Source organism: Pedobacter kyonggii, from assembly GCF_004310665.1.
GTDB lineage: Bacteria > Bacteroidota > Bacteroidia > Sphingobacteriales > Sphingobacteriaceae > Pedobacter > Pedobacter kyonggii.
This window is the reverse complement of sequence record NZ_SIXF01000002.1, coordinates 193793-216812: the sequence shown is the minus strand read 5'-3', so window position 1 is coordinate 216812 and position 23020 is coordinate 193793. Positions and strand designations below refer to the sequence as shown.

18 protein-coding genes are annotated in these 23020 nt (G+C 39.1%); 10 read left to right on the top strand and 8 right to left on the bottom strand.

Annotated elements, in window-relative coordinates; translation table 11 throughout:
- The first annotated feature begins 34 nt into the window (after positions 1-34).
- Complete coding sequence (locus tag EYS08_RS03455) at positions 35-1024, top strand: hypothetical protein (protein ID WP_131028455.1); 990 nt, start codon at positions 35-37, stop codon at positions 1022-1024.
- On the top strand, positions 1024-1911 hold the full coding sequence (locus EYS08_RS03450) for a hypothetical protein (protein ID WP_131028454.1): 888 nt from the start codon (positions 1024-1026) through the stop codon (positions 1909-1911). The genes EYS08_RS03455 and EYS08_RS03450 overlap by 1 nt, the downstream gene beginning before the upstream one ends.
- Before the next feature lie 383 nt (positions 1912-2294).
- Here EYS08_RS03450 and EYS08_RS03445 read toward each other — a convergent pair whose 3' ends face one another.
- Positions 2295-2978, bottom strand: a complete 684-nt coding sequence (locus EYS08_RS03445) for an arylesterase (protein WP_131028453.1) — start codon at positions 2976-2978, stop codon at positions 2295-2297.
- Between the two features lie 103 nt (positions 2979-3081).
- Between EYS08_RS03445 and EYS08_RS03440 the strand changes: the two genes are divergently transcribed.
- From EYS08_RS03440 to EYS08_RS03425, 4 genes are all read left to right on the top strand, one after another.
- Positions 3082-3771 carry an ABC transporter ATP-binding protein gene (locus EYS08_RS03440; RefSeq protein WP_131028452.1) on the top strand — a complete coding sequence of 230 codons (690 nt, stop codon included), beginning with the start codon at positions 3082-3084 and terminating at the stop codon, positions 3769-3771.
- Positions 3764-6298, top strand: coding sequence for an ABC transporter permease (locus EYS08_RS03435; RefSeq protein ID WP_131028451.1), 2535 nt, complete (start codon positions 3764-3766; stop codon positions 6296-6298). Before EYS08_RS03440 ends, EYS08_RS03435 begins: the two co-directional genes overlap by 8 nt.
- Before the next feature lie 441 nt (positions 6299-6739).
- Positions 6740-6922: a hypothetical protein gene (locus tag EYS08_RS03430; RefSeq protein WP_121282208.1), complete on the top strand. Its 183-nt coding sequence runs from the start codon at positions 6740-6742 to the stop codon at positions 6920-6922.
- Between the two features lie 132 nt (positions 6923-7054).
- Positions 7055-8344: a gluconate:H+ symporter gene (locus EYS08_RS03425; RefSeq protein WP_131028450.1), complete on the top strand. Its 1290-nt coding sequence runs from the start codon at positions 7055-7057 to the stop codon at positions 8342-8344.
- A 425-nt stretch (positions 8345-8769) separates the two neighbouring features.
- On the opposite strand, the gene EYS08_RS03420 is transcribed toward EYS08_RS03425, so the two are convergent.
- From EYS08_RS03420 to EYS08_RS03410, 3 genes are read right to left on the bottom strand one after another with little or no spacing between them, the layout of a single operon-like run.
- Complete coding sequence (locus EYS08_RS03420) at positions 8770-11217, bottom strand: TonB-dependent receptor (RefSeq protein WP_131028449.1); 2448 nt, start codon at positions 11215-11217, stop codon at positions 8770-8772.
- Between the two features lie 29 nt (positions 11218-11246).
- Positions 11247-13190 carry a M56 family metallopeptidase gene (locus EYS08_RS03415; protein ID WP_131028448.1) on the bottom strand — a complete coding sequence of 648 codons (1944 nt, stop codon included), beginning with the start codon at positions 13188-13190 and terminating at the stop codon, positions 11247-11249.
- A 29-nt stretch (positions 13191-13219) separates the two neighbouring features.
- Complete coding sequence (locus EYS08_RS03410; protein ID WP_029275844.1) at positions 13220-13609, bottom strand: BlaI/MecI/CopY family transcriptional regulator; 390 nt, start codon at positions 13607-13609, stop codon at positions 13220-13222.
- Between the two features lie 340 nt (positions 13610-13949).
- Here EYS08_RS03410 and EYS08_RS03405 point away from each other — a divergent pair, with 340 nt between their 5' ends.
- The 3 genes from EYS08_RS03405 (at position 13950) to EYS08_RS03395 (ending at position 17481) form a co-directional block, all read left to right on the top strand.
- On the top strand, positions 13950-14627 hold the full coding sequence (locus EYS08_RS03405) for a hypothetical protein (protein WP_131028447.1): 678 nt from the start codon (positions 13950-13952) through the stop codon (positions 14625-14627).
- Positions 14628-15324: 697 nt separating this feature from the next.
- Positions 15325-16386 (top strand): response regulator, encoded by a 1062-nt coding sequence (locus EYS08_RS03400; protein WP_131028446.1) that lies wholly within the window; start codon positions 15325-15327, stop codon positions 16384-16386.
- Between the two features lie 468 nt (positions 16387-16854).
- A complete protein-coding gene (locus EYS08_RS03395; RefSeq protein ID WP_131028445.1) occupies positions 16855-17481 on the top strand; it encodes a hypothetical protein in 627 nt (208 codons plus the stop codon).
- A 283-nt stretch (positions 17482-17764) separates the two neighbouring features.
- On the opposite strand, the gene EYS08_RS03390 is transcribed toward EYS08_RS03395, so the two are convergent.
- The gene (locus EYS08_RS03390) at positions 17765-18619 is read right to left on the bottom strand and encodes an NAD(P)-dependent oxidoreductase (RefSeq protein ID WP_131028444.1); all 855 of its coding nucleotides are present in this window, start codon (positions 18617-18619) and stop codon (positions 17765-17767) included.
- A gap of 170 nt (positions 18620-18789) precedes the next feature.
- Between EYS08_RS03390 and EYS08_RS03385 the strand changes: the two genes are divergently transcribed.
- Positions 18790-19893 carry a DNA alkylation repair protein gene (locus tag EYS08_RS03385; RefSeq protein ID WP_131028443.1) on the top strand — a complete coding sequence of 368 codons (1104 nt, stop codon included), beginning with the start codon at positions 18790-18792 and terminating at the stop codon, positions 19891-19893.
- On the opposite strand, the gene EYS08_RS03380 is transcribed toward EYS08_RS03385, so the two are convergent.
- The 3 genes from EYS08_RS03380 to EYS08_RS03370 form a co-directional block, all read right to left on the bottom strand.
- Positions 19882-20340 (bottom strand): NUDIX domain-containing protein, encoded by a 459-nt coding sequence (locus tag EYS08_RS03380; protein WP_131028442.1) that lies wholly within the window; start codon positions 20338-20340, stop codon positions 19882-19884. The two genes, EYS08_RS03385 and EYS08_RS03380, sit on opposite strands and share 12 nt — an antisense overlap.
- A 230-nt stretch (positions 20341-20570) precedes the next feature.
- Complete coding sequence (locus EYS08_RS03375) at positions 20571-20762, bottom strand: hypothetical protein (RefSeq protein ID WP_029275841.1); 192 nt, start codon at positions 20760-20762, stop codon at positions 20571-20573.
- Between the two features lie 72 nt (positions 20763-20834).
- Entirely contained in the window at positions 20835-22919 is a 2085-nt protein-coding gene (locus EYS08_RS03370) for a glycoside hydrolase domain-containing protein (RefSeq protein WP_131028441.1), read from the bottom strand.
- Positions 22920-23020: the final 101 nt, after the last annotated feature.

The following is a 23020-nucleotide window of genomic DNA, read 5'->3' as shown; positions in this document are numbered from 1 at the left end:
TTAAATAACTGGCAACCTAATTAACCTAACAATTATGGGAAAAGGACTTTCGATATTCTGGATACTTTACATGTTGTTTTTTGCCATTCCCTTCCCGATGTTGTTATATTACAACATTAAGAGCGACAACATGCCGAACCTGATGGAAAGAGACCCATGGCTATCGTTAAGTTTGGTAGCGGTTTCTGTGTTATTGTGGGTTATTCTCTTAATAGGCTATTACCGCAAATGGGTAATCCGTACTTTTTTGATAAAGCACAATATAGAAAAACTCAAAAATGCCGGCGAGCTGCGTGAGGCCAAAATTATAGCGGCTGTAAAAGTGTCAAAACCTAATGTGGCTTATGACACCTATGAACTCACACTCCAGTTTAAAAATCTGGCAGGTAGTGAAATCAGGCAAAAAACCACAATAAATGATTCAAAACCTTACGAACGCCGCTATGAGGTTGGTAAAACCGTGGGCATACTGTTGGATAAGGAAGCAAACAAAGTCCCTTATCTCATTATCGCCAGTACAGAAGTGAGCATAAACAAAACCATAGTAGCGCTGGTTAACTTGGGTTGGCTCGCTTTTACCTGTATTGTTGCTGGCTATTTTGTTTATTCATATTCCTCAGAAAGCGAAGGTATGGGCTGGTGTTTTATGAGCTTAGGCCATCCATTGTTGGTTTGCCCTGCTGAACTTCTTTTTTACCGGATTATAGGCACTTTTATCCACAGCAAATTTTGGGGTAAGCCAAATGAATTGTTCCTGATCAAATTTAAAGGTATCCGGACAACTGCCAGGTTAATTAAGGCCAGCCAGACCGGAACCTTTATTAACGAACAGCCAATGATTAACTTTGAGGTGGAATTTACCGATCAACATAATCAAAAACATAAGGCAAACCTAAAAAAGATTGTCGACCTGCTCGATCTGGATGTAACCAAACAGGAAGATGTATCCATTTTTTACCTCAAAGAAAATCCACAGAAAATTGCCCTTGAAAAAGACCTGAACGAAATTAAAGGAGAATTCTGATGAAAAACTTAACTGATATTTCCTGGCTGATGATATTGTCTTGCTTCCTGTGTTTGAGTTGCAAACAGGTCACAAAAAGTGTTGATGAAACTTTTCATCCAAATGATTCTTTGGCTAAAAAATATAACGAAGAAAACCGTTTTGGATCAGATGGCGAATACACCGGAACTACTAAAACAACTACCACTACTTCGACAACGCATCATCAGGAGAAATTTATAGTCATCAATGGCGATACGGTTAACACACCTGAACTTCAGGAAAAAGCAAAAGATCTTTTTCATGATATTGAATTGCTGAAACAAAAGCAAACACCAGCTAACAGCAAGGAAATCCAAAAAAGAGTAAATGAATTTTTAAAGGAAATGAACCTGCCACAAACCGGGACAAAAAATATCACTACAGAAAAACCAGTAGCAAAAGCCAGAAAAGGGATGTTAAGCGCTTCACAATTAGCACAGGCAGAAGGGAAATTAAGGCAGCTACCACAATACCGTGATAGAGAAATTGTGATATATGAATCTGTACACTTTTATGAAGATGGCTCCATTAAACTGGCCTTACAGCATCCCGAAAACCCTAAATATGTAGATGAATATTCATACAAAGATGGTTATTGGTCTGAACCAAAACCTGTACAGGCCAGGAATATTGAGCGTAGAACCCTTCCTTTAAGTAAACTAAATTTTGCAGATGCGCAAAAAGTGATACAAATCTATAATGAAAAGGCGGCTGAGGTTGAAGGTGCAAAGCCCACCAACTCGGCCTATATTTCCATTTGGGATGATGGTATGCGTTGGTTCCCTTCCACAATAAATGGCAGCCGCGAACGCTACGACCTGCAATTCAATAACGATGGTACACTAAAGAGTTTCAGACAGGAATAAAAAATGATTAGTTTGGTTAATTATGCTAACAGTGATAAATAAGGATGGTTACTTACCAGAATCCTTTAAGAACATAATCAGATCAAACTTAATGAGTTCCCAATGTTTCCCCTTCAAACAGACTGGATCAGGGTCCTGATCGGCAGAATCAAAAACCTTTCAGGTACATAGTTCAAAGATCTCTCCTCCAAAGGAGTTCCTTTGGAACACTCCGCGTTGCTTCGGTCGAGATGACGATTTTTCTATCGGAGTCTGTCAATGACAGCTCAACCCAAGATCTTAAAAGCATGCAATTCCCTCTGTGCCTTTCTCTTTGTGGCCTCTGCGGTTAAAGATGGAGATGGAATTAATTCTGCAGACTAAATGTTGTTAAAACTGTTTAACTACAACAAATCCTTCAACACTACCCATACGTTTTCGGCAAGGATCTTATCACCTTCGGCAGTTGGGTGTATGCCATCCGCCTGATTTAATTCAGGAACACCACCAACTTTATCCAACAAAAACGGGATCAGGTCCATTTGGTTTTTCTTTGCCAGATCAGGAAACATGTTTTTAAAGTCGGTAGCATATTTTGCACCCATATTGGGAGGAACCTGCATACCAGCCAACACCATTTTAGCATTAGGGTATTTAGCTTTTACACGATCAATAATTGCCTGAAGATTTTTAACCGTTTGCGATATAGGCAACCCACGCAATCCATCATTGGCGCCAAGTTCGAGCACGAAAATATCAACACGCTGTTTAAGTAACCAATCAATCCGCCCTTTTCCGCCAGCAGAAGTTTCGCCACTTAAGCCACCATTAATTACTTTGTAAGGCATTTGTAAAGAATCTATCCGATTTTGGATCAATGCCGGATAAGCTTCTGTTGGATCGAGCCCATAGCCTGCGGTTAAACTGGTACCAAAAAAAAGGATATTTTTCTGCTCAACAGCCATGGCAGCCGTTTTTTGGTCAGTCGAATCTAAAGTTTTATCGGTATTGCTTTTATTTTCGCGGTTTCCGCAGCTCAGCAGTACAAGGCTCAAAACAAATAGCCCCATTAATCGTTTTCGTAACATATCTAATTAATCTATATCTAATTATTGTTTAAACCATTATCTTACAGGCAGTGCCTGGTTATGTTTGGCCACAATCTATACGCAAACCCTAAAAATTCAGCTATTGGAAAGCATATTGAACATCCGAAATGTAAGCAAAATTTACCAAAGTGCCGGACGGGAACTCACCGTTTTGGATAACATTAATTTTTCGATAGCAGCAGGCTCAACTGTGGCAATAACTGGTCCTTCGGGAAGCGGAAAAACAACCTTACTTGGTTTATGTGCCGGGTTGGACAGGGCCAGCAGCGGAACGGTTGAACTGAATGGTATTGCTTTAGAGCAACTGAATGAAGATGAAAGGGCGGCGATCAGAAATCAATATGTGGGTTTCATTTTTCAGAACTTTCAGCTGTTGCCCACTTTAACTGCACTCGAAAATGTAATGGTACCTTTAGAATTAAGGGGAGCAAAAAACATCCGCGCTCATGCACTAGAACTGCTGGATAAAGTTGGCCTGGCCGACCGTTCACATCACTATCCCGTACAATTATCAGGTGGTGAGCAACAGCGCGTTTCGCTGGCAAGGGCATTTTCGAACCAACCTGCTATTCTTTTTGCAGATGAACCTACCGGAAACCTTGATGCAGAAACCAGCGAAAAAGTGATCAAATTGCTTTTTGATTTAAATAAAGATGCCGGAACCACATTGATCATTGTAACACATGATCTTGAACTGGCTGCCAGAACGACAAGGAGTATTAAAATTAAAGGTGGCGTAATCATTTCAGACGAAAACCCTACTTATGCCTAATACCATCCCAAAACAATCTATTAAGTTTTCGTGGCTGTTTAAAATGGCCTGGCGTGATAGCAGGAAAAACCGTGCACGTTTATTGCTCTTTATCTCATCCATCGTTTTGGGCATTGCCGCACTTGTTGCAGTTTATTCGTTTAAAGATAACCTGCAAAAGGATATCGATGCACAGGCAAAGGAACTTACAGGAGCCGATCTGGTTTTAGATAGCCGGAAGGGTGTAAGCAAAGCGATGCAAAAAATGCTCGATACACTTGGCGATGAGCGATCGCAAGAGAAAACCTTTGCTTCGATGATCTATTTCCAGAGAGGCGGGGGCAGCCGTTTGGTACAGATGAAAGCACTAGAGGGAAATTACCCCTATTATGGTACAATAGAAACCATTCCTTTAGCCGCAGCAAAACATTTTCAATCGGGAAGAAATGCATTGGTAGATCAAACCCTAATGCTACAGTTTAATGCAAAAGTTGGCGATTCGGTAAAAATAGGCGATCTCAATTTCAACATATTGGGCACTTTAACCAAAGCTCCAGGCCAAACCGGTATTGGTGCAAGTATTGCGCCTACCGTTTATATTCCATTACAAATCCTCGATAAAACCAATCTCATTAAAACCGGAAGCCGGATCAACAATAAATTTTATTTCAGGTACAACGATCCGTCCAAGATAGATGAATGGGTAAAAAAGCAGGACAGCAAATTAGAAAAAGAAGGTTTTGATGCCGATACAGTTGAATCGAGAAAAGAACAGACCGGAAGATCGTTTAAAGATGTAAACCGTTTTCTAGCTTTATCTGGTTTTATCGCTTTGCTGCTGGGTTGCGTTGGCGTAGGTAGTGCTACCCATGTATACATCCAGGAAAAGTTAAGTGCTATTGCCACGCTTAGGTGTTTAGGGTTAAAATCACGTCATGCCTTTTTAATCTACCTTATCCAGGTCTTTTTCATTGGCTTAATCGCCTCTGTTTTAGGGGCCGTTCTGGGTACGGGAATACAGTTCTTGCTCCCTTTGGTACTAAAAGATTTTTTACCTGTGGAGATCACCATACAGGTTTCATGGCCTGCTGTTGGTCAAGGGCTGTTACTGGGTCTGATCATCTCGGTCCTCTTCGCCCTTCCCTCACTCCTATCCGTTAGAAGAATTTCGCCATTAAATGCCATCCGCATATCTTTCGAAAAAGCAACTGGAAAAAGAGATCCGCTAACCTGGTTGGTGTATCTGCTTATGGCGGTTTTTATTACGGCTTTTACGCACTTGCAGATGAAAACATGGATACAAACGCTGGCTTTTACTGCAAGTATTGCCATTGCTTTTGTTCTGTTGATTATACTTTCTAAACTATTGATGTTCCTGGTAAGAAAACTCTTACCCAATTCATCCAGTTATTTATGGCGACAGGGCTTTGCTAACCTCTACCGTCCGAATAACCAAACCTTGATGCTTACCGTTTCTATAGGTTTATCAACTGCATTTATCTGCACCCTGTTTTTTGTTCAGGGGATATTAATGAGTCGCGTTACACTTTCATCAGGCGCCAACCAGCCCAATATGGTGATGTTCGATATCCAGAATACACAAAAGGAGAGATTAGACAGTTTAACCAAAGCTTTCAAATTGCCGCTAATGAACCAGGTGCCTGTAATTACCATGCGGATTGAAGAAATTAACGGAAAGAAAGCCAGTGCAGATACCAATAACAGAAGGGCTTACCGCAACGAAATCAGGGCTACCTATCAGGATACTTTAACCGCAGCAGAGAAAATTACAGCAGGCAAATGGACAGGGAAAATAAAACCTAATGAAACGGTTTATATTTCTTTAGATCAGCGTTATGCCCAGCAGATTCATGTTGAGCTGAATGATAAAATTCTTTTTAATGTGCAGGGTATGATGATTCCAACAGTTGTTGGAAGTTTGAGGGAAGTAAACTGGAGCAGGATGCAGACCAATTTCAGGGTTGTTTTTCCGGCAGGGGTATTAGAAGAAGCACCACAGTTTCATGTGTTGATGACCCGGGTACCATCGGGCGAAGTTTCAGCTCGTTTTCAGGGAGAAGTTGTGCAAAAATTTCCAAATGTTTCAGTCATCGATTTAGATCTGGTATTAAAACTTTTAGATGAGCTATTAAGCAAAATCGGTTTTGTAATTCAGTTTATGGCTGGCTTTAGCATGGTTACCGGTTGGATTGTTTTAATATCTTCGGTATTAACCAGTAAAAACCAGCGGATAAAAGAAAGTATTTTATTGCGGACCATGGGTGCAAGCAGAAAGCAGATTTTAGCAATAAACGCGATTGAATATTTCTTTTTAGGGGCTTTTGCCGCAGGTGCCGGATTAGTTTTAGCCATCGGCGGAAGCTGGGCATTAGCTAAATTCACTTTTGATGCAACCTTCTTACCTCCATTTATACCAACTGTATTGTTATTTGGTTCAATTGTATTGCTCGTGGTAATTACAGGGGTATTAAGCACCAGGAGTATACTGAATCAACCACCATTAAAGATTTTAAGGACGGAAAGTTAAGCGGTGAGCGGTAGGTATTAACCACCGAGCAAACAGAGAAAGGCACAGAGCACACAGAACAGTAAATTGATCCGTGGTTCGTGTCTTCACGAACCATTGCGTTGCATCATCACCAGCTTTCTCTTTTGATGATTGTCTCTGCGCTTTTTGGAACTCAAGAATGATTTATTCATAAAAGTAAATAACAAGGAATCGTAATGCCATAAGCTTTAAGATTCCCACCTGCGCGGGCATAACGACCGTTCTTTGGAACCGAACCACTGCGTTGCATCATTACCAAGCTTTCTCTTTTGATGATTGGAGCCACAAAGCAAGTTGATCTTTAACATAACACCAAGTATGAGGCTTAAATATTATCTCATTACTATTCAAGTTGCACACGCTCAACAACGGATTAAAACAATCCTACAAGTTTTACTAATAATTGATACTTTTACGATTATGATTAGATTAAACAACGATACACCTAACGATATTCTACAAGATGTAAAAATTGGCGATATGGTAACCGATACTTTTAGCAAAACCGGCCTGGTAGAAAATATAGAGATTAGCGACGATGGCCTATACCGGGTTTACGAGTTTCATCTCGTTACCGGCAGAACCATTACTGTTAAAAAGTAAAAAGCGCTAAAAAAAAAATGAAAATTAACCACAGATAAAAAGGATAGAGACAGATAATATTAAAATCAGTGTTTATCTGTGTGCATCCGTGTTAAAAGCTACATCTAATCACATTACCTAAGCCCTAACCAAATGTCATTACTTATCCTACTCTTCGGCATCCTGTTGCTTTTCGTGCTGATCTTGAAAAAGATCAACCCAATGATTGCCCTAATTGCTGTGGCGATTATTACAGGTCTTTTATTGGGCATGCCCGCCACAAAGGTAATGAGCTCTATCAGCAATGGTATAGGCAGTACGCTGGGCAGCATGGTAATGGTTTTGGCACTCGGTGCGATGATGGGCAAATTGATTGAAGATAGTGGATCGGCAAAAAAGATCGTTTTCATATTGATCGGGGCCTTTGGCAAAAAGAACATTCAATGGGCTGTGCTGTTAACCGGTTTATTGGTGGGGATTCCTTTGTTTTACAATGCAGGTTTTGTGGTGTTAATCCCTTTGGTTTTTGCCATTTCTGCCACAACAGGACTATCAAAATTATACATCGGCATACCAATGGCCACAGCCCTTTCGGTAACACATGGTTTTTTACCGCCCCACCCTGGCCCGGTTGCTTTAGCTGGTATTTTCCATGCCGATATTGGTAAAACATTAATTTACGGTTTAACTTTAAGTGTACCTATTGCAGTTATTGCCGGAATCTATTTCCCACGGTTGATTCTCAAACGCGATCAATCGGTAACTCTTCAGCACTTCAGTATCAACGAAGAAGAAAACCTTCCTTCCGCTTCAAGGAGTTTCACTACCGCATTGTTGCCAGTATTTTTAATTATCGCGGGGACCATAGGGAGTAGTTTTAAATTCGATTATATCGGTAAACCGCTGTTTATATTTTTAGCCGATCCTACCGCTGCCTTATTAATTTCGGTTATTATTGCTTTAGCGGTTCAAAAAACTTCCATTACAAAAGCAATGGAATCGTGCGCTGAGGGTGTTAAGAGTGTTGCCATGATTATCCTCATTATTGCAGCAGGTGGCGCCTTTAAACAGATTTTGATCGATAGTGGTATGGGCGAAACCGTAAAACAGCTTACTGGCGGTCTAAATTTATCGCCATTATTACTCGCCTGGTTGATCACCGCATCACTGAGGATAACCCTGGGTTCAGCAACAGTGGCCGCACTAACCGCTTCGGGTATGGTATTGCCGCTAATTGGCCCCGGTACACCGCCAGAGTTAATGGTTTTATCGGTCGGCGCAGGGAGTTTAATGTTTTCTCACGTAAACGATACAGGTTTCTGGATGTTTAAAGAATACTTTAACCTAAGCCTGAAAGAAACTTTCAGCACCTGGACCATGATGGAAAGCCTGGTTTCTGTTTTAGGGCTTATTGGGGTTTTAGTATTAAACCAGTTTGTGTAAGGGAAAGATAGCGTTGTAAACTTTTAATCGCCATGTCGCTAGTAAGTTGACAACGCTTATCAAGCGCTTATCCTCCATTACACTTTGCTCTAGTCGGGATGACGACCTATCACTTGTATTTTTTTTTGGAAAGCAATTGAGGGAGCTTTTAGGTTAAACCAGCCCCGCTCCCGCTTCTGCCAATTAGAAGGAATCGGCATCCCGCTCAGATCGGGTTTAAAAAACTTAAACAGTGCTACTATGCAGGGTAAATAAACCCGACCAGCAGCGTTGTTCCTCCCGATTTTACATCGGGATTCAAAGGGATTAAGCCAAGGGCGGGATTATCGGAACCGAAGCACCACAGACACTGCTGTTCAAAAAAATGATCAATTCTATAGATCCCTCCATTCGCTGTGCGCCAGTCGGGATGACGAATTGTTCCATTAATTCTTCACCCTGTTCTTTTCTGCATCCGCACCAGAAGACTCGTGTTTAGCCGGCGAAGAAAAAGCTTTACCAAAACGGTAATTATAACTCACTACAACCGATCTCGAATCCTGACGGTTAACCCAGTTTGCTTCTGTGTTTGCCAGATTATTGATTATACCATTATAAATCCGGGTTCTGAAAATGTCATTAGCGGTTAATTTCAACGTACTTTTTGCTGAAAGTTTTTTCTGCACCGCTGCACCGAACTCATGTACTTCACCCAATAAAAACTGTACATTAGATAGTTTACTCTGGTAACTCATATTTACCTCAGCATTCCAGCTCGGGCTAATTTTAAATTGCAGATTAGGATTTGCCCTAAAGTAACTACCATTGGTAACCAAAAACCCCGTATAAAAATCAGTCTTCGAAACTATTTTCGCGAATTCCATGTAGCTATTTAGTTTAACCCATTTCGTGAGGTTGATCTCCGCATTTACCGAAACATTGGCCACTCTCGTTTTGCCCACATTTGCTGGTCTGCTGTAATAGGTGCCATTTAAAATTTCGATGGTTTCGTTCACCTCATCTCTCACCCAGCTGTAACCAAATGTTGTGGTAATCTTATTTTTATAAGTATGAGAAAGTTCGATACTTTGTGTAAATGAAGGCTTTAAAAAAGGATTGCCAACGTAATAAGTAAACTTATCCAAGGGAGAAAAGAATGGATTAAGGTCCTGATAATACGGCCGATCGATCCTTCTTCCATAATTCAGTCCCAGTTGATTGTTTCCTGCAGTATCGAGTTTATAGGAGAAATAAAGTGTTGGAAATAAACTGTTATAGGTTCTTTTAAAACTCGAATCGGGTTTGATCAAATTGCCTAATTGGTGCCCATTAGAAAGCGTATTTTCATACCTCAAGCCAGCCTGGAGCGAAAACCGCTTCCCTTCTCTGCTCATATTCAGATAAACCGCATTGATATTCTCCTCATATAAAAAGTGATTGCTCTTTTCATAATCGGCACTGGTTTTCCCGTTTGCGGTATTAAAGTAATCGGCAATATTATCGGTTTTGGTATAAGCGGTTTTAACACCCGCATCAAGCTTCCACTTATTTTCCAGTGGATGTGAATAATCGGCTTTAGCGGTATAGATATCAATATTTGAAGGGAGGTTACCTGTTAAAATATCCTGGTATTTTAAGGCTCCGCTGGGCAGGTAACTGAAGTTGTAGTAAGTTTGATCGGTTTGATTTCTGTAAAGCAGATAATCGGCATCAAAGGTCAATTCTCGTCCTGCCTGCTTAAATTTGTGCCTGTAATTTAAATTTACACCCGCATTCTGGTATTTGATCTGATCGATATTTTCAGCCCTGATGACCGAATCTAACTGCATTGACGCATTAGACAAATTACTGGTATTGTTGTTTACCTGTTTGGAAATCCGGTTCATTCCGGTAAGTACAACGCCCCAGGTTGTGCGGTCTGATGCATAATAATCAAGCCCTGTTTTCAAATTAAAAGTATTGCCATGCCTGCGGAAATAAGAGTTTTGATTAAAGTAGGATTTGGCACTACCATCATCATTTTTATACTTACGGTTCAGATCAAGATCAGTAAAACTGTTATTTAAATTATAACTCAGGTTACCAAAAATGTTAAGCTTATCCTTGCGGTAATTAAAGTTAAAACTATTGTTCGAGCGACTTAACTCCCCCTGGTTCAAACTCAGGTTAATGCCTCCATTAAACCCAGCGATTTTGGTTTTCTTGGTTTTGATATTGATTACGCCTCCATTGCCAGCAGCATCGTACTTGGCAGGTGGATTGGTCATCAGTTCAATCTGATCAAGTGAAGAGGAAGGCAACGAACGCAGGTAATTATCAAGGTCGGCACCCGATAAATAAGTTGGTTTATCATCAATAAAAATGGCCACCCCACTCTTGCCTTTGAGCGAGATTACCCCATTCTGATCTACATTTACCCCAGGCGATTTGCTCAGCACATCCATTGCGGTTGTGCCTGCATTGGAGATCAAAGCATCAACATTGACAACAGTACGGTCTATTTTCCGCTCTACAAAAGCTTTCTGACCCGAAATATTCACATCTTTTAAATTGGTTGCTCCAGCTTTGATCTTGATGTCGGCCAAATTGATCACAGCGCGATTGGCAGTTAAAACCAAGGTATCGGTTTGATAAATAGGCGAACCTACAACCGATACCTTGATGAGGTATTTTCCATAACTGAGCTTATTGAAACTAAACAGTCCATCCTTTTCGGTGAAGGTCGTTTTAACCAATACCGAATCTTTAAGCAGTGCAGCTGTGGCAAATTCTATATTTTTTCCATCGGCATCCAATACACGGCCGTAAATTTTCGATGGAGGAGTTTGGGCTTGAGCAAAGGTAAGGGCAATATTCATCCATACGGCTAAAAAAGCCATGAGCTTAAATTTCATGATGTGAATTGGGTTAGCGCTTTTAGAACTTAGTTTTTATTGTTTTCTATCAGGAAATTATACATCAGCGAATGCTTATCGTTTTTCAAAAACCTTTGCTTGTATTTTTTCTGTACATCAGCATTTTGTTTTACGCCATTTACAATTAAATCGTCTTTACTGAGTTTGTACGACAATTTATTGGTACTGGTAATAATGCCATCTTTCATCAATTGCTGATTGATTTCGTTGGTATAATCGTGTCCATCTCCGTTGGTTACGGTTTTCGAGGTAACCGTACGCTGTACACCTGTTCTGGTACTTGTTTTTTGGTTATATAGAGGTGGGGTTGGAGGCGTAGGTGGAGCTGGTGGATTAGTTGGAGTTGATGGAACCGAAGGCAACGGCGGTGCCGGCGGTACAGCATATGCAGCACGGGGTGCCTTTGGTGCTCTAGGTGGGCGCGGCGGACGTGGTGCTCTTGGTACACGGTTTCCTCTACCCTCTTTATCATCCTGGGTCCATTTAGCGTCTTCCTTTGCCCATTTATCAACCTCTTTTGCCCACTTGGCATCTTCCTTGGCCCATTTTGCATCCTCTTTAGCAAATCTAGCATCTTCTTTAGCAAATTTCTCGTCGGCGATACGGCGTTTTTCATCTGCAATTCTGGCTTTGGCGTCTTCTTTCCGCATTTGCTCATCCGCTACTGCCTTTCTAGCATCGTCTTTTCTGGCTTGCTGATCAGCAATTCTTGCTTTCACATCTTCTGCTGTTTCATTGCGTTTAATTTTCTCATTTTCTGCCAACTGTTTTAATTGACGATCCACTTTCGAATTGATTTCCCTTTCCAATTGATCGTCAGATTTCCCTTCAACAGGCTTAGCTTTTTTCGCTGTATCCTGTAAAATTTGTATTGAAGTGGATATTTTTTTTCTGGTAACTGTTTTTGCATTGCCCACGCTCTTGAACGCAGCACAGCAAACCACAACCGATACCAGGGCGATGGTTAATATTGTTTTTTCCATTTTGTTTAAAGTTGAATTGGTATTGAATAACATCCTGCTTGCTCTATGCAGCAGGCTACCTTTCTTACCCGTTATCGCCATGGCATAAGCAGGTGCACGCTGCTTAAACTCCTGACAGAATATGAGGGCCTGAACGTAGTTTTTGCGATCGCTTACACAGGTAATGGCCAAATCATCACAGCAATGTTCGCGTTCTGTTTTTATTAATTGTGATACCCAAAGTACCGCTGGGTTAAAGAAGAAAACGATTTCTATAAAGCTTTGCAATAGGTTTACCAGGTAATCTTTGCGTTTAATGTGGGCCAGTTCGTGAGAAAGAATAGCCTCAACTTCTGCATTTGACAGGCCGGTAAGCAAACCTAATGGAATCAGAATTAAGGGTTTAAAATGCCCCACAACCATTGGCGCCTGCGCAATACCTGATTGCATGATTTTAACCGGTTGACTTAAACCTAATTTTTCGGCTAGCATAGCTAACTTTTCATCCCACTTTTTACCTGCAGCATAGGTTTTATGTTTACGCAAATGATATACACCATTTAAACCTACCATTAACTGAATGCTTTTTCCGCATATAATCAAAAACCAGACCAGTACAATCTGATAAGCATAGGCATTCCATAAAGAAAGAATTTTGTTCAGTCCCGAATACATATCGTGCTGAACGTTTGCAATTACGGGTTGATCGGTAGCCCTGCTAGGAAGATTAATCGCGACCTGATCAGCTATAGAACCTATAGGTTTTTGCAGTTCTTTGTAAAAGGTGAAGAATACGGCCACAACAAACAGGGCCAAACATATGGTGAGGAGGTTATAACGCATCGCCGCGCTCGCTTTTCGGGTAGTAAACATAACCAAACCGGCAAGCAAGGCCAATATTACCCCAAGCCATAGCGAGTGGAATAAAGTAGCACCAAGGGCATGAAGCCAGTTTTCGGGTAAAAGGTTAATTAACTTAAATTCCATCATTATAGCTCTTTAGAATCTGTTATTATTAATTATTCCATGCTATCCAATAGCCGCTTTATCTCTTCTATTTCCTGTTTAGAGGTTTTTTCGTTACCCAGAAGCTGCATCATTAACTGTGAGGCAGATCCTTTATATAAGGTATTAACAAAACGGTCTAACAACTGTACTTTGGTTTTCTCTTCAGCCTCAACAGGAATATAAATGTGCTTCATTTGGCTTTCATCACGTTTTAATATTCCTTTTTCGGTTAAGATCTGCATCTGCTTTAAAGTTGAGGTATAATTCACCTCCCGCTGTTCGTTCAATTTATCGTTTACAAACCGAACTGTAGATGGCCCGAATTCCCATAATACCTGAAGAATTTCTAATTCAGCTTTAGTGGGTTCAGGCAGATTATTTTCAGTTTGATTACTTTTCATATCCCAAAGGTACGATGTTTTTCGTACGATACAAATATTATGTTTATTATTTTTCAAAAAAAACAATTAAATAGCTCATTATTAATGAATTAAATATTATTTATTACTTAAAGCCCGACAAGTAGGTATTGCATCTTTAGAACCAGACAGTTTTATTAATCCAAACAGATCTAGAAAGTATAAACAACGCTCGAATAGAATGATTTGACAACAATCAATAATCGCATTAATTCTTATCAATGGATATAAGGTAAGGCTTAAGCAGATTTGGGAATCGAAATCTATCTTATGTCGCCTATTTCCGTTTACCCTTACCCTACGCAATCTAATTATAATTAAGATGGCAGATAAAACGAACAACATTTCAACCTTGTTTATTACTTACCTGATATTAACAACCGTTTTCCTTGTGCTATTGATCGGCTTTGGAGAAGATTATTTTTTTGCTAGTTTTAATATTGAAATCTTTACCCTTTACGATTTTGGCGACCTGGCGTCCTCGCAGAGGGGATTAAGCTATTTGGAAAAATCAGCTCTTTTAGTCCTTTTGCCTTTAATTATCACAATATCCTTTATTGTGCACTCCTGGATCTGCGATACTTCTACCATAAGGCGTACCAGAAACGCCGCTTTTGTCATCGGTCTATTGCCATTCGCATTTTTACCTGCGCTGATCGGTTTCCAGGAAATGAAAATGTCTATTTTATTAATCTGCATCTCACTTACGCTTTTGCTTTGCCTTTGGATTGTTCTTTTTCACATCAGGATGTTCCAGTTTAGTTACCTATCTTTCCATTTATTCGCAAGCTGCTGTCTTTTAACCACATTCACTTCAATTAACCGGATCGATGCTGATATTCAGCATTGTTTAAACAACACAAAAAACGATAATCCTTTCGAAAAATCAGATTCTGTTACCATAAGCAGTCCGGTTGTTTTTGTAGGCAGTACCTCATCCTTTAATCTTTACTACTCACTTACACAGCACACAAGCATCATTGTGCCAAAGAATAATTAAGAATCGTTTTAAACAATCAAGTTATTTAACTTTATATTTAAATAGATTAAATTTAAACAATTACATATTATACATATGCAGCTGTACACATTCCATATAAATAATAGTACCAGATCGCCTTACCTAAATAGCCCCTAAAAAACACTAAATGTTCCGTTATTGACCACAATCAACAATCAATTTGACAATTATCAATATAGTTATGCATATTTATGCTCATTTTTATTGGATATTTGTCTATTAATACCTATAAAAACCTAAAAAAAATGCTTTTCATAAAAAATTATGTTAAAAAAATGTACAGTTTTTTTAATATGCCGACCTATATAATTTTCAGTATAGTGATTAACTTCTTTCTTACTGATGTTACTCGAAACCGTTCTGTTTTGGAGGATATTCTAAATAAAAAAACATAAATGAAGATTTTCAGTCTATTATACAACGATATACCCATACCCGTCGGTTCTGTCAAAGATTCTCCAATAAATGATGAGTTTAACCAAAGAAAAAAATTAGGCTCTATATTTAAAATCCCCTGAACCGACACCAATTGTCTATCTTCTTTTTTGAGCGGTCCATGGTTAATATCTAAGGGAGGCTTTAATCATGCAAATACCAGGTCCGGAAACAAGGTTCAATACCTTTTTTACTTATCCCAAAGGAACTTATTTTCTTTAGGATTAAATATAAAATTTAAATGGAGGGATCTAAAATCTTGGTTATACTAGAGGATTTTGATTTAAGAATAAAAATCACCGAAATACTTAAAATCGGCAAATATCATGTAAAATCGACGGGTAGCGGTAAACAGGCAATCGACATTATCAGAAAAAACCCGGTAGATGTAATTATTTCAGGAATAAACGTTGCAGAAATAGATGGGTTTGGCATATTACGTGTAGCTAACAAATTTATGGAAACTGCAGGGATCAACTTTATTATGCTATTAAACGATAAAGATTATGATCTTGCGCGAAGGGTGATGGAACTCGGAGCAGATGGCTACTTGATGAACCCTTTTGATGATGGGGAACTTCTTAACCAGGTGGAGGTGAGGCTTAGAAAAAAAAGACTGCAACATGAATTATTTTTAAAGCAGAACTTGCAGTTAAGAAATATCCACAACAGCAGAGATGACATGTCGTGGTTAAGATCCAGGTTTGAAGGAAGTTTACCCAGACACTTTAAGAAAAACCAGATACTTTATTACAGGGGAGAAAGACGGGCGTTGGGATTACATTATATTTTATCTGGAAAAATTAAAACTTATGTGACCGATACGGCAGGTAATGTCCTCATTACCGGCATTTATGGCCCGCATGAATATTTTGGATTGCAGGGAGCATTATTAGGTGCCGAAAACAAAGAAATTGCAGAAGCCATTGATAGTGCCGAAATACTGACCATCCCATTTGCAGAAGTGCAGCATTTAATTTCCAGTTATCCAGAAATATTCAGTGTTTTTGCCAAAGATTTAGCTCAAACCTTAAGCGAACGTGATGAAAGGCTGCTCGATATTGCTTATTACTCTGTACGTAAAAGAATTGCCAAGGCTATTATAGGACTGAGCAGATCTGGACATGATGCTGACAACGGCAGTTTTATGCTTCCAAGATCCGACCTGGCCTGCTTGGTGGGTATTGCAAGCGAAACCCTGAGCCGTGTACTAGGCGATTTTACCAAAGAAAGACTTATTGAAAAAGAAGGCAACAATATCATTGTACTGAATATTAACTCTTTAATGATGATGAAAAATTAGCACATACTTATCTGGAATATCCACTTGGAAACCTATCATTCCGCTCACATTGCTGCCCAGTTTTAGCAATGAGTAAGATCAAGATAAGGCTTGATCAAAATCAGAGGAAAATTAATTTTTAATACAGAATTTAGTTGTAGCCGATCTTAAGTAAGATTAGCACAATACCAAAAAAAACGATCGCCGCACAAAAATTACTAAATCGATTTATTGATGTGCGAAGATGTTCCAAAGCTGTTGTTTCGGGTAGATAAATTAGTTTTCGACTGGTCTTACCCCATAACATGCAGTGGCATTAAAACCTACGAAGGAGAAAGAGCCGATGATTGATAACTGACAAGGAATTATACCCCTGTTAATTCGGGTGAGGATTTGAGCCTTTGAGCATGATCGGTTTGTAGATGCGATTTACCCAGTAAAAAAACAAATCAAATCAATATGTTAATTACAAAACTTAATTAAATCAACATGGAAGTAGGCTACATCAAATATTTTTTAAAGGTATTTCTTCCATTGTTAGATCGGAAGAAAGATAGAGCAGCTATTCGCTTTATGTACAGACATACAGCTTTTCTGAGCATTCGCAAAGGAAAAACGCTTTTTAAGCCAAACAGTTCAGTTGCTAATGATAACATTATAATTGTAGCAGATGGCCTGGTTAATGTCTATTTAGTGAATGAAGAGGCCGAGCAGGCCAATATATGGTTGGGCACGAAAGGTAGCGTATATATCCCGAACGGTTTTGAACAAGCAGACGGTAACTTCAATCTTTTTGCCATAAAGGATACTATCGTTTTTTTGATAGACCAAACTGAACTGGAGGAAGGCTGCGAATGGTACCCTGTTCTTGATTCATTATTTAATACTTATCTTCTCCAAACTGCCATATCTGATGCAAACAATAGAAACATCTTATTTAGACTGCAGAATACTGAAAACAGAATATCGCTATTTAAACGTATTTATCCTGGACTATTTGACCAGATCCCTACTGACCTGCTTCTCTCCTATCTTGATATTGATTTAAGCTTAACACCTAAGCAAAACTTGCAAATAAGTAGTGTATATAGCAAGGATATACTTACTAATTTCTAAGATTAAAAAGAGCAGTTTCTCTGTTAGGCAATCGCAAAAAATGCTGTTGAATAATGCAGGATATAACCGTATCTATTCAACAGTGGGTTTAATTAAAACACCATCATTCATTAATCATCAGGAATATTATCTCCTGATGGTTTAATTATACCGGCAATTATTCTATACAGCACTTTTGACGGTTAAATAAAGTACAACTAATGCAATCTATCAGAATAGCGGAAAATGCCTCTTTAAAATGGTATTTTCAGCTATGATCCTTATTGATTATTACAGTAATTTTTTATCCCTTAAGTTGTTTAATTACTGCGATAATATCCTCTTCTCCATATTTTGCAGCTGCATCTTCGAAAGTATTTAGTGCTGTTTTAGCCAATGGTGATGAAATCCCTTCTGCTTTGGCCAGGTTCAGATCTTTTACAATATGTTTAAGTGCAAAAGCAGCTTTGTAATGATCCGCAATAATGGCATCACCTTTAATTTTGGTAAAAATATTGCCAATGGCTGCATTATTGATCAATTCTAATAAGTCTTCTGTTTTAATCCCCTGTTCATTCGCAAACAAAACGGTTTCAGCCAGGCCTTGTGCATATAAGGCCAAAAGCGAATTGATGGCCAGTTTTGCGCTGTTGCCTGCGCCATTACCGCCGACAAGTTTGGCAAGTTTGCCCATTTTTTCCAAAATCGTTTTTACCTGATTAAAAGCAGCTTCTTCACCGCCAACCATGATAACCAATTGACCGGTTTCTGCCTGCTTTACACTCCCTGAAACCGGCGCATCTAAATAAAAGTTTCCTTTTGCTTTACACTGTTTAGCCACTTCTTTTGAAATTGAAGGAGAAACCGTGCTCATATTGATGATGATCTTACCCGAAGTTTCTATACTAAAAAGACCTTCTTCTCCCTTAAAAATCTGTTCTATTGCGGCATCGTCAGAAACCATAACGATTACCACATCAGTAGCTACAATCAGCTCTTTAGGTGTTTCGGCGATTAATGCGCCCATTTCTTTCAACGAAGCTTCTTTATCCTTGCTCCTGTTATAGACAATAACTGTATAATCTGCTTTTATCAATTGCTCTGCCATTGGGATACCCATATTCCCTAACCCGATCCAACCTATTTTTGTTGTATTCATTTCTTTTTTTTATAAAGCAAATGTGCCAAAGAAAAAGCTGAAATTCTTAAACCCCATGTAAAAATGATACGATGAAGTAAATATTTGAATTAGCCGCCTTAATATGCTAATATTTTTAGTAAATTAGCGCCACATTAAAATAATCTTCCACTTTGTAATTATCAGATCATATGGCCAGCCCGCTTAAAGATTTATATTCTCCAGCCTTTTACGATAGATTAGCCCATGCATTAACGGTTACTGTTCCAGGTTTCGATAAAGGAAAATTTATTAAAAACGTTTTCACTGCTGACTTCGGATCAAAAGAATTAAAAGAGCGGATGAAACATACCTCGAACGTATTACATGATTTTTTACCCGAAGATTACCCTCAAACGATAGCGTTGATTAAAAAAACTATCGCACAATTAAGGCTTCAGGGTATTGGAGAAGATAGCCTGACTTATATGTTTTTACCTGATTATATCGAAACCTATGGTATAGATGATTTTGAAGGTTCGGTTGAGGCACTCGAATATGTTACGCAGTTTGTAAGCTGCGAATTTGCCGTTCGTCCTTTCATTTTAAAATACGGAAATGAGATGATTTTAAAGATGCAGCAATGGTCGCTGCACGAAAGCCATAAAGTAAGAAGGCTCGCCAGTGAAGGAAGTCGTCCGCGTTTACCCTGGGCCATGGGTATCCCCTTTCTAAAAAAAGACCCGACATCCATTTTACCCATACTGGAAAACCTTAAAAAAGATCCATCAGAATATGTAAGGCGGAGCGTAGCCAATAGCTTAAATGATATTGCAAAAGATCACCCTCAGGTTGTTTTAAATGTTGCTAAAAACTGGTCGGGCTTGGGTGCCGAAACCGATGCCATTATTAAACATGGCAGCCGTACATTACTTAAACAAGGCCATGTCGATATCCTTAAACATTATGGCTTAGATGATGCAGGGATTTTATTAAAAGATTTCAAAATCTTAACACCTCAGGTCAAAATTGGCGAAAGTCTGGAGTTTTCATTTTCTATTCTAAACGAAAATCCGACTGAACAAAAAGTGAGGTTGGAATACGCCATTTACTATAAAAAGCAAAACGGCCAGAACACCAAAAAAGTGTATAAAATTTCCGAAAGAATTTATCCTGCAGGAGCCACAATAAACATAATCAGAAAACAAAAATTTGTGTTAATTACCACGCGTAAATTTCATCTAGGCGATCATCAGGTTTCGATGATTATTAACGGTGCTGAGAAGGAAATTTCACACTTTGAATTAACAGCTTAGTTTGGATTTTAATTCATCGAGCAAAGCGACCTGCTTTTCGTTAATGTGTTTAATGGCATTATTGTAGGCAAACCATTCGGCTTTGTCTATTTCAGCAAAACTTTGCTTTTTACCCGATCGCGGCGGCCATTCTATTTCGAAAGTATTACTAACAATTGTAGAAGGATCAAGATCTCCTTCCACAGCCCAGCACAATACTTTTTTACCCCCCTTTTGCACAACTGCAGTTAATTCAATAAAGTCGCCGGTTAAGCTTTGACCTGTTTCTTCTTTAAATTCGCGGATGGCAGCCGTTAAAGCTTCTTCACCTTCATTTAATTCCCCCTTAGGTACTGTCCAAAAGCCAATATCTTTTTTGGCAAAGAACGGTCCACCCGGATGAACCAGAAAAAATTCTACCTGCTGATCTTTTCTTCTGAAGAGCAATATTCCGGCACTCTGTTTCATAAGCGTAAGGTATGCATTTGGAATTGAAAAGGAATTGAGTTTGTCTTAACATCTTTCGGCATCTGTTTTGCAACACGAGCTCTTTTGATTAGGTTCACTAACACAAAACTGTTTAGAACGATGATATGTAAAAAGATCTACAGTTTATGGCTATAAAAAAGCAGCCAGGTTTTTTTTAAGTCCTGGCTGCTTTATATAATCTGGTATGATGAGATTTTATTGGAGGCGTTTTACAACAACCCGTATAAACCATGGGCGTAATTCCTTAATGAAGATGATACCGTCTTCATCTTTTCGGGAGATGGGCCTTTTACTTTATAGGCTTCTGGATGAAGTTCTAAAGGTTGTTCGTTAATTTGTTCTAATGTGTTTCTATTGCTTAATGTAGCATGTTGTTCTTCGCTTAATTTTAAAGGTGCCATGATCTTGAAATTTATACTAGAACAACAGGATTATATGGAATAAGTTTGCAGCTTTTTGTAACTTTTTTAAAATTATTTTCCAAGACCCGAAATCCAGTTTTCGGTATCCGAAATTTTAACCGGAACGGCCGAAGCAATGATTTTCAGCACCCCTCCTGCATTGATATCTTCTTGCGTGATAAAGTTCTTTTTGAAAGGCTTTCCGTTAAGAAAAACGGCCTTGATATATTTGTTTTTCAAGCTAAAATTTTCAGTTTCGATGGTAAATGTTTTTCCTTTTGGCAGGTTATAGCTTAGCGATGGAAATAAAGGCACATTTAAATAATAAATCGGCCACCCTACACAGGCAGGAGAAAAACCACTTGCCGCAAACACATACCAGGCACTCATCGCACCGGCATCATCGTCCATCGTACGCAGATAGGCATGCGGCTGGTTTCTGTAAATTTTACCGATATAACTACCGATTCCGCGGCTGTTATCGTTAAAATAATTTTGGATTACGGTATCAGCTGCCAATTGATGCATCCAATATTGCGATTTATAACCAGACTTGGTAACATTATACATCAATGGTACCTGCAAATCTGGTTCATTGGCATGGTTGTATAAATCACGCACAAAAAATTCGTCGAGTTTTGCCAGATAAGATTCCTCTCCCCCGTCCAATTCAATCAATCCCTTAAAATCATAAGGCACGAACCATCGATATTGCCAGATGGTACCCTGGTATAAACCACGGGCCTGCATACGATCGACATCATTTTTGCTCATATCTTTAAAATCCTTATTCCAATATTTCTTGTATTCAAGCGCTTTATCAAGATAAAAGTCAGATTTTTCTTTATTCTTTAAAATCTTAAAGATTTCTGCCAATGCCCAGTTATCGTAACTCGATTCCAGTGCTTTATCTGGAGATTTGTAATCCAGGCCATTTACCTCTTTCACTAACGAATCGGCAATTTTGTTAAAATCTACCGGATAACCCTTGCGATAGGCATCAAGCAAAACCACAATGGCATGTTCAGAACGCACGGTATTTGATGGCTCATTTTGCCCGGCATAATCTTTTTTGCCCGAGTTATAGAGGTCAGCGATAGAACTGACCATGCCAGCATACCTATCTTGTTCGATTAATGAAAGCAAAGGCAACTGCGTACGGTAATTGTCCCAAATGGCCCAGCCGTTGTAGCGGATTTCTTTATCTTTCTGAATTTCACCCTTCGTATTGCGATATGTCCCATCAGCTTCGGAAATTACATAAGGTGACTGCATGGTACGGTATAAAAGCGAATAGAATAGTTTTGCACTTTCCAGATCACCATTTACAGCAATTTTAGAAAGATTTGTGTTCCAATCGGCTTTGCTTTGTTCTTTTACTGTATTAAAAGCATTTTTATTGATAGAAGCTTTTGCGGCCTCAACGCTTACCGAAGAAAGTGCAATGTTGATTTCTACCGAAGTTACCTCCCCTTTGAGCATGGTAATCATTTTATGATCGCCGATTACTTTCCATGATACATTATCGCCGATTTCCATGTAATAAAACAACTTGTATTTACCCGCGCCACAAGTTGTTTTCGAGGTAATCCATCCGCTTAGGGCATTACCATTTACCTCGTGCGATTCGGATACAAAAGCACCGTTAAAGGCATAACCCAAATCGAGGTAAAAACCTTTTTCTCCTTTCGGGAATTGGTATGCATGTTTTCCCGCTTTGCCCGATACGGTAAAACTGGCTTTAATTTTATTTTCAAAACCTACTTCATAATAACCCGGACTTGCTTTTTCAGAGACCTTAATTAGTTCTGACTTCGCCGGGTCACTGCCTAAAAATGGTTTGATGAAAATATTACCACCCGAGCCCTGACAGCCTACTCCTTCGAAACGGTTGTGGGTAAAGCCTTCAAATTTCTTAGCCAGGTACTCGTAACCGGTGTGTGTTTTAGGATAAGTTTGAGGGCCAATACTCAACATGCTAAAAGGGGCCGATGCAGCTGGCGACATCTGCCCATGATCTGCTGAAGATCCTAAAAAAACGTTCACCTGATCTACAGGCTTTGCTGTTTTAACAGAAAAAAGCTGTGTTTTTTGCTGAGCTAAAACGTTTAATGAAAGAAGCGGCAATATTGCCAGTAGTTTAATGGGAAGCTTCATTATTTGTGTTTGTTTTTAAATCGCCCTAAAATAGTATTTTAACATGAAGTAGGTATTATGTTTTAGGTTCTTTACAAAAGGGGAGAAAAAGCTTTAATAAA

Bases quoted from the DNA above. Each gene is read 5' to 3' on its own strand.
- EYS08_RS03425 (WP_131028450.1), top strand. From the start codon at position 7,055: ATGTCATTACTTATCCTACTCTTCGGCATCCTGTTGCTTTTCGTGCTG.
- EYS08_RS03415 (WP_131028448.1), bottom strand. From the start codon at position 13,190: ATGATGGAATTTAAGTTAATTAACCTTTTACCCGAAAACTGGCTTCAT.
- EYS08_RS03390 (WP_131028444.1), bottom strand. From the start codon at position 18,619: ATGAATACAACAAAAATAGGTTGGATCGGGTTAGGGAATATGGGTATC.
- EYS08_RS03370 (WP_131028441.1), bottom strand. From the start codon at position 22,919: ATGAAGCTTCCCATTAAACTACTGGCAATATTGCCGCTTCTTTCATTA.
- EYS08_RS03435 (WP_131028451.1), top strand. From the start codon at position 3,764: ATGCCTAATACCATCCCAAAACAATCTATTAAGTTTTCGTGGCTGTTT.
- EYS08_RS03410 (WP_029275844.1), bottom strand. From the start codon at position 13,609: ATGAAAAGTAATCAAACTGAAAATAATCTGCCTGAACCCACTAAAGCT.
- EYS08_RS03420 (WP_131028449.1), bottom strand. From the start codon at position 11,217: ATGAAATTTAAGCTCATGGCTTTTTTAGCCGTATGGATGAATATTGCC.
- EYS08_RS03380 (WP_131028442.1), bottom strand. From the start codon at position 20,340: ATGAAACAGAGTGCCGGAATATTGCTCTTCAGAAGAAAAGATCAGCAG.
- EYS08_RS03430 (WP_121282208.1), top strand. From the start codon at position 6,740: ATGATTAGATTAAACAACGATACACCTAACGATATTCTACAAGATGTA.
- EYS08_RS03405 (WP_131028447.1), top strand. From the start codon at position 13,950: ATGGCAGATAAAACGAACAACATTTCAACCTTGTTTATTACTTACCTG.
- EYS08_RS03455 (WP_131028455.1), top strand. From the start codon at position 35: ATGGGAAAAGGACTTTCGATATTCTGGATACTTTACATGTTGTTTTTT.
- EYS08_RS03375 (WP_029275841.1), bottom strand. From the start codon at position 20,762: ATGGCACCTTTAAAATTAAGCGAAGAACAACATGCTACATTAAGCAAT.
- EYS08_RS03400 (WP_131028446.1), top strand. From the start codon at position 15,325: ATGGAGGGATCTAAAATCTTGGTTATACTAGAGGATTTTGATTTAAGA.
- EYS08_RS03385 (WP_131028443.1), top strand. From the start codon at position 18,790: ATGGCCAGCCCGCTTAAAGATTTATATTCTCCAGCCTTTTACGATAGA.
- EYS08_RS03395 (WP_131028445.1), top strand. From the start codon at position 16,855: ATGGAAGTAGGCTACATCAAATATTTTTTAAAGGTATTTCTTCCATTG.
- EYS08_RS03445 (WP_131028453.1), bottom strand. From the start codon at position 2,978: ATGTTACGAAAACGATTAATGGGGCTATTTGTTTTGAGCCTTGTACTG.
- EYS08_RS03450 (WP_131028454.1), top strand. From the start codon at position 1,024: ATGAAAAACTTAACTGATATTTCCTGGCTGATGATATTGTCTTGCTTC.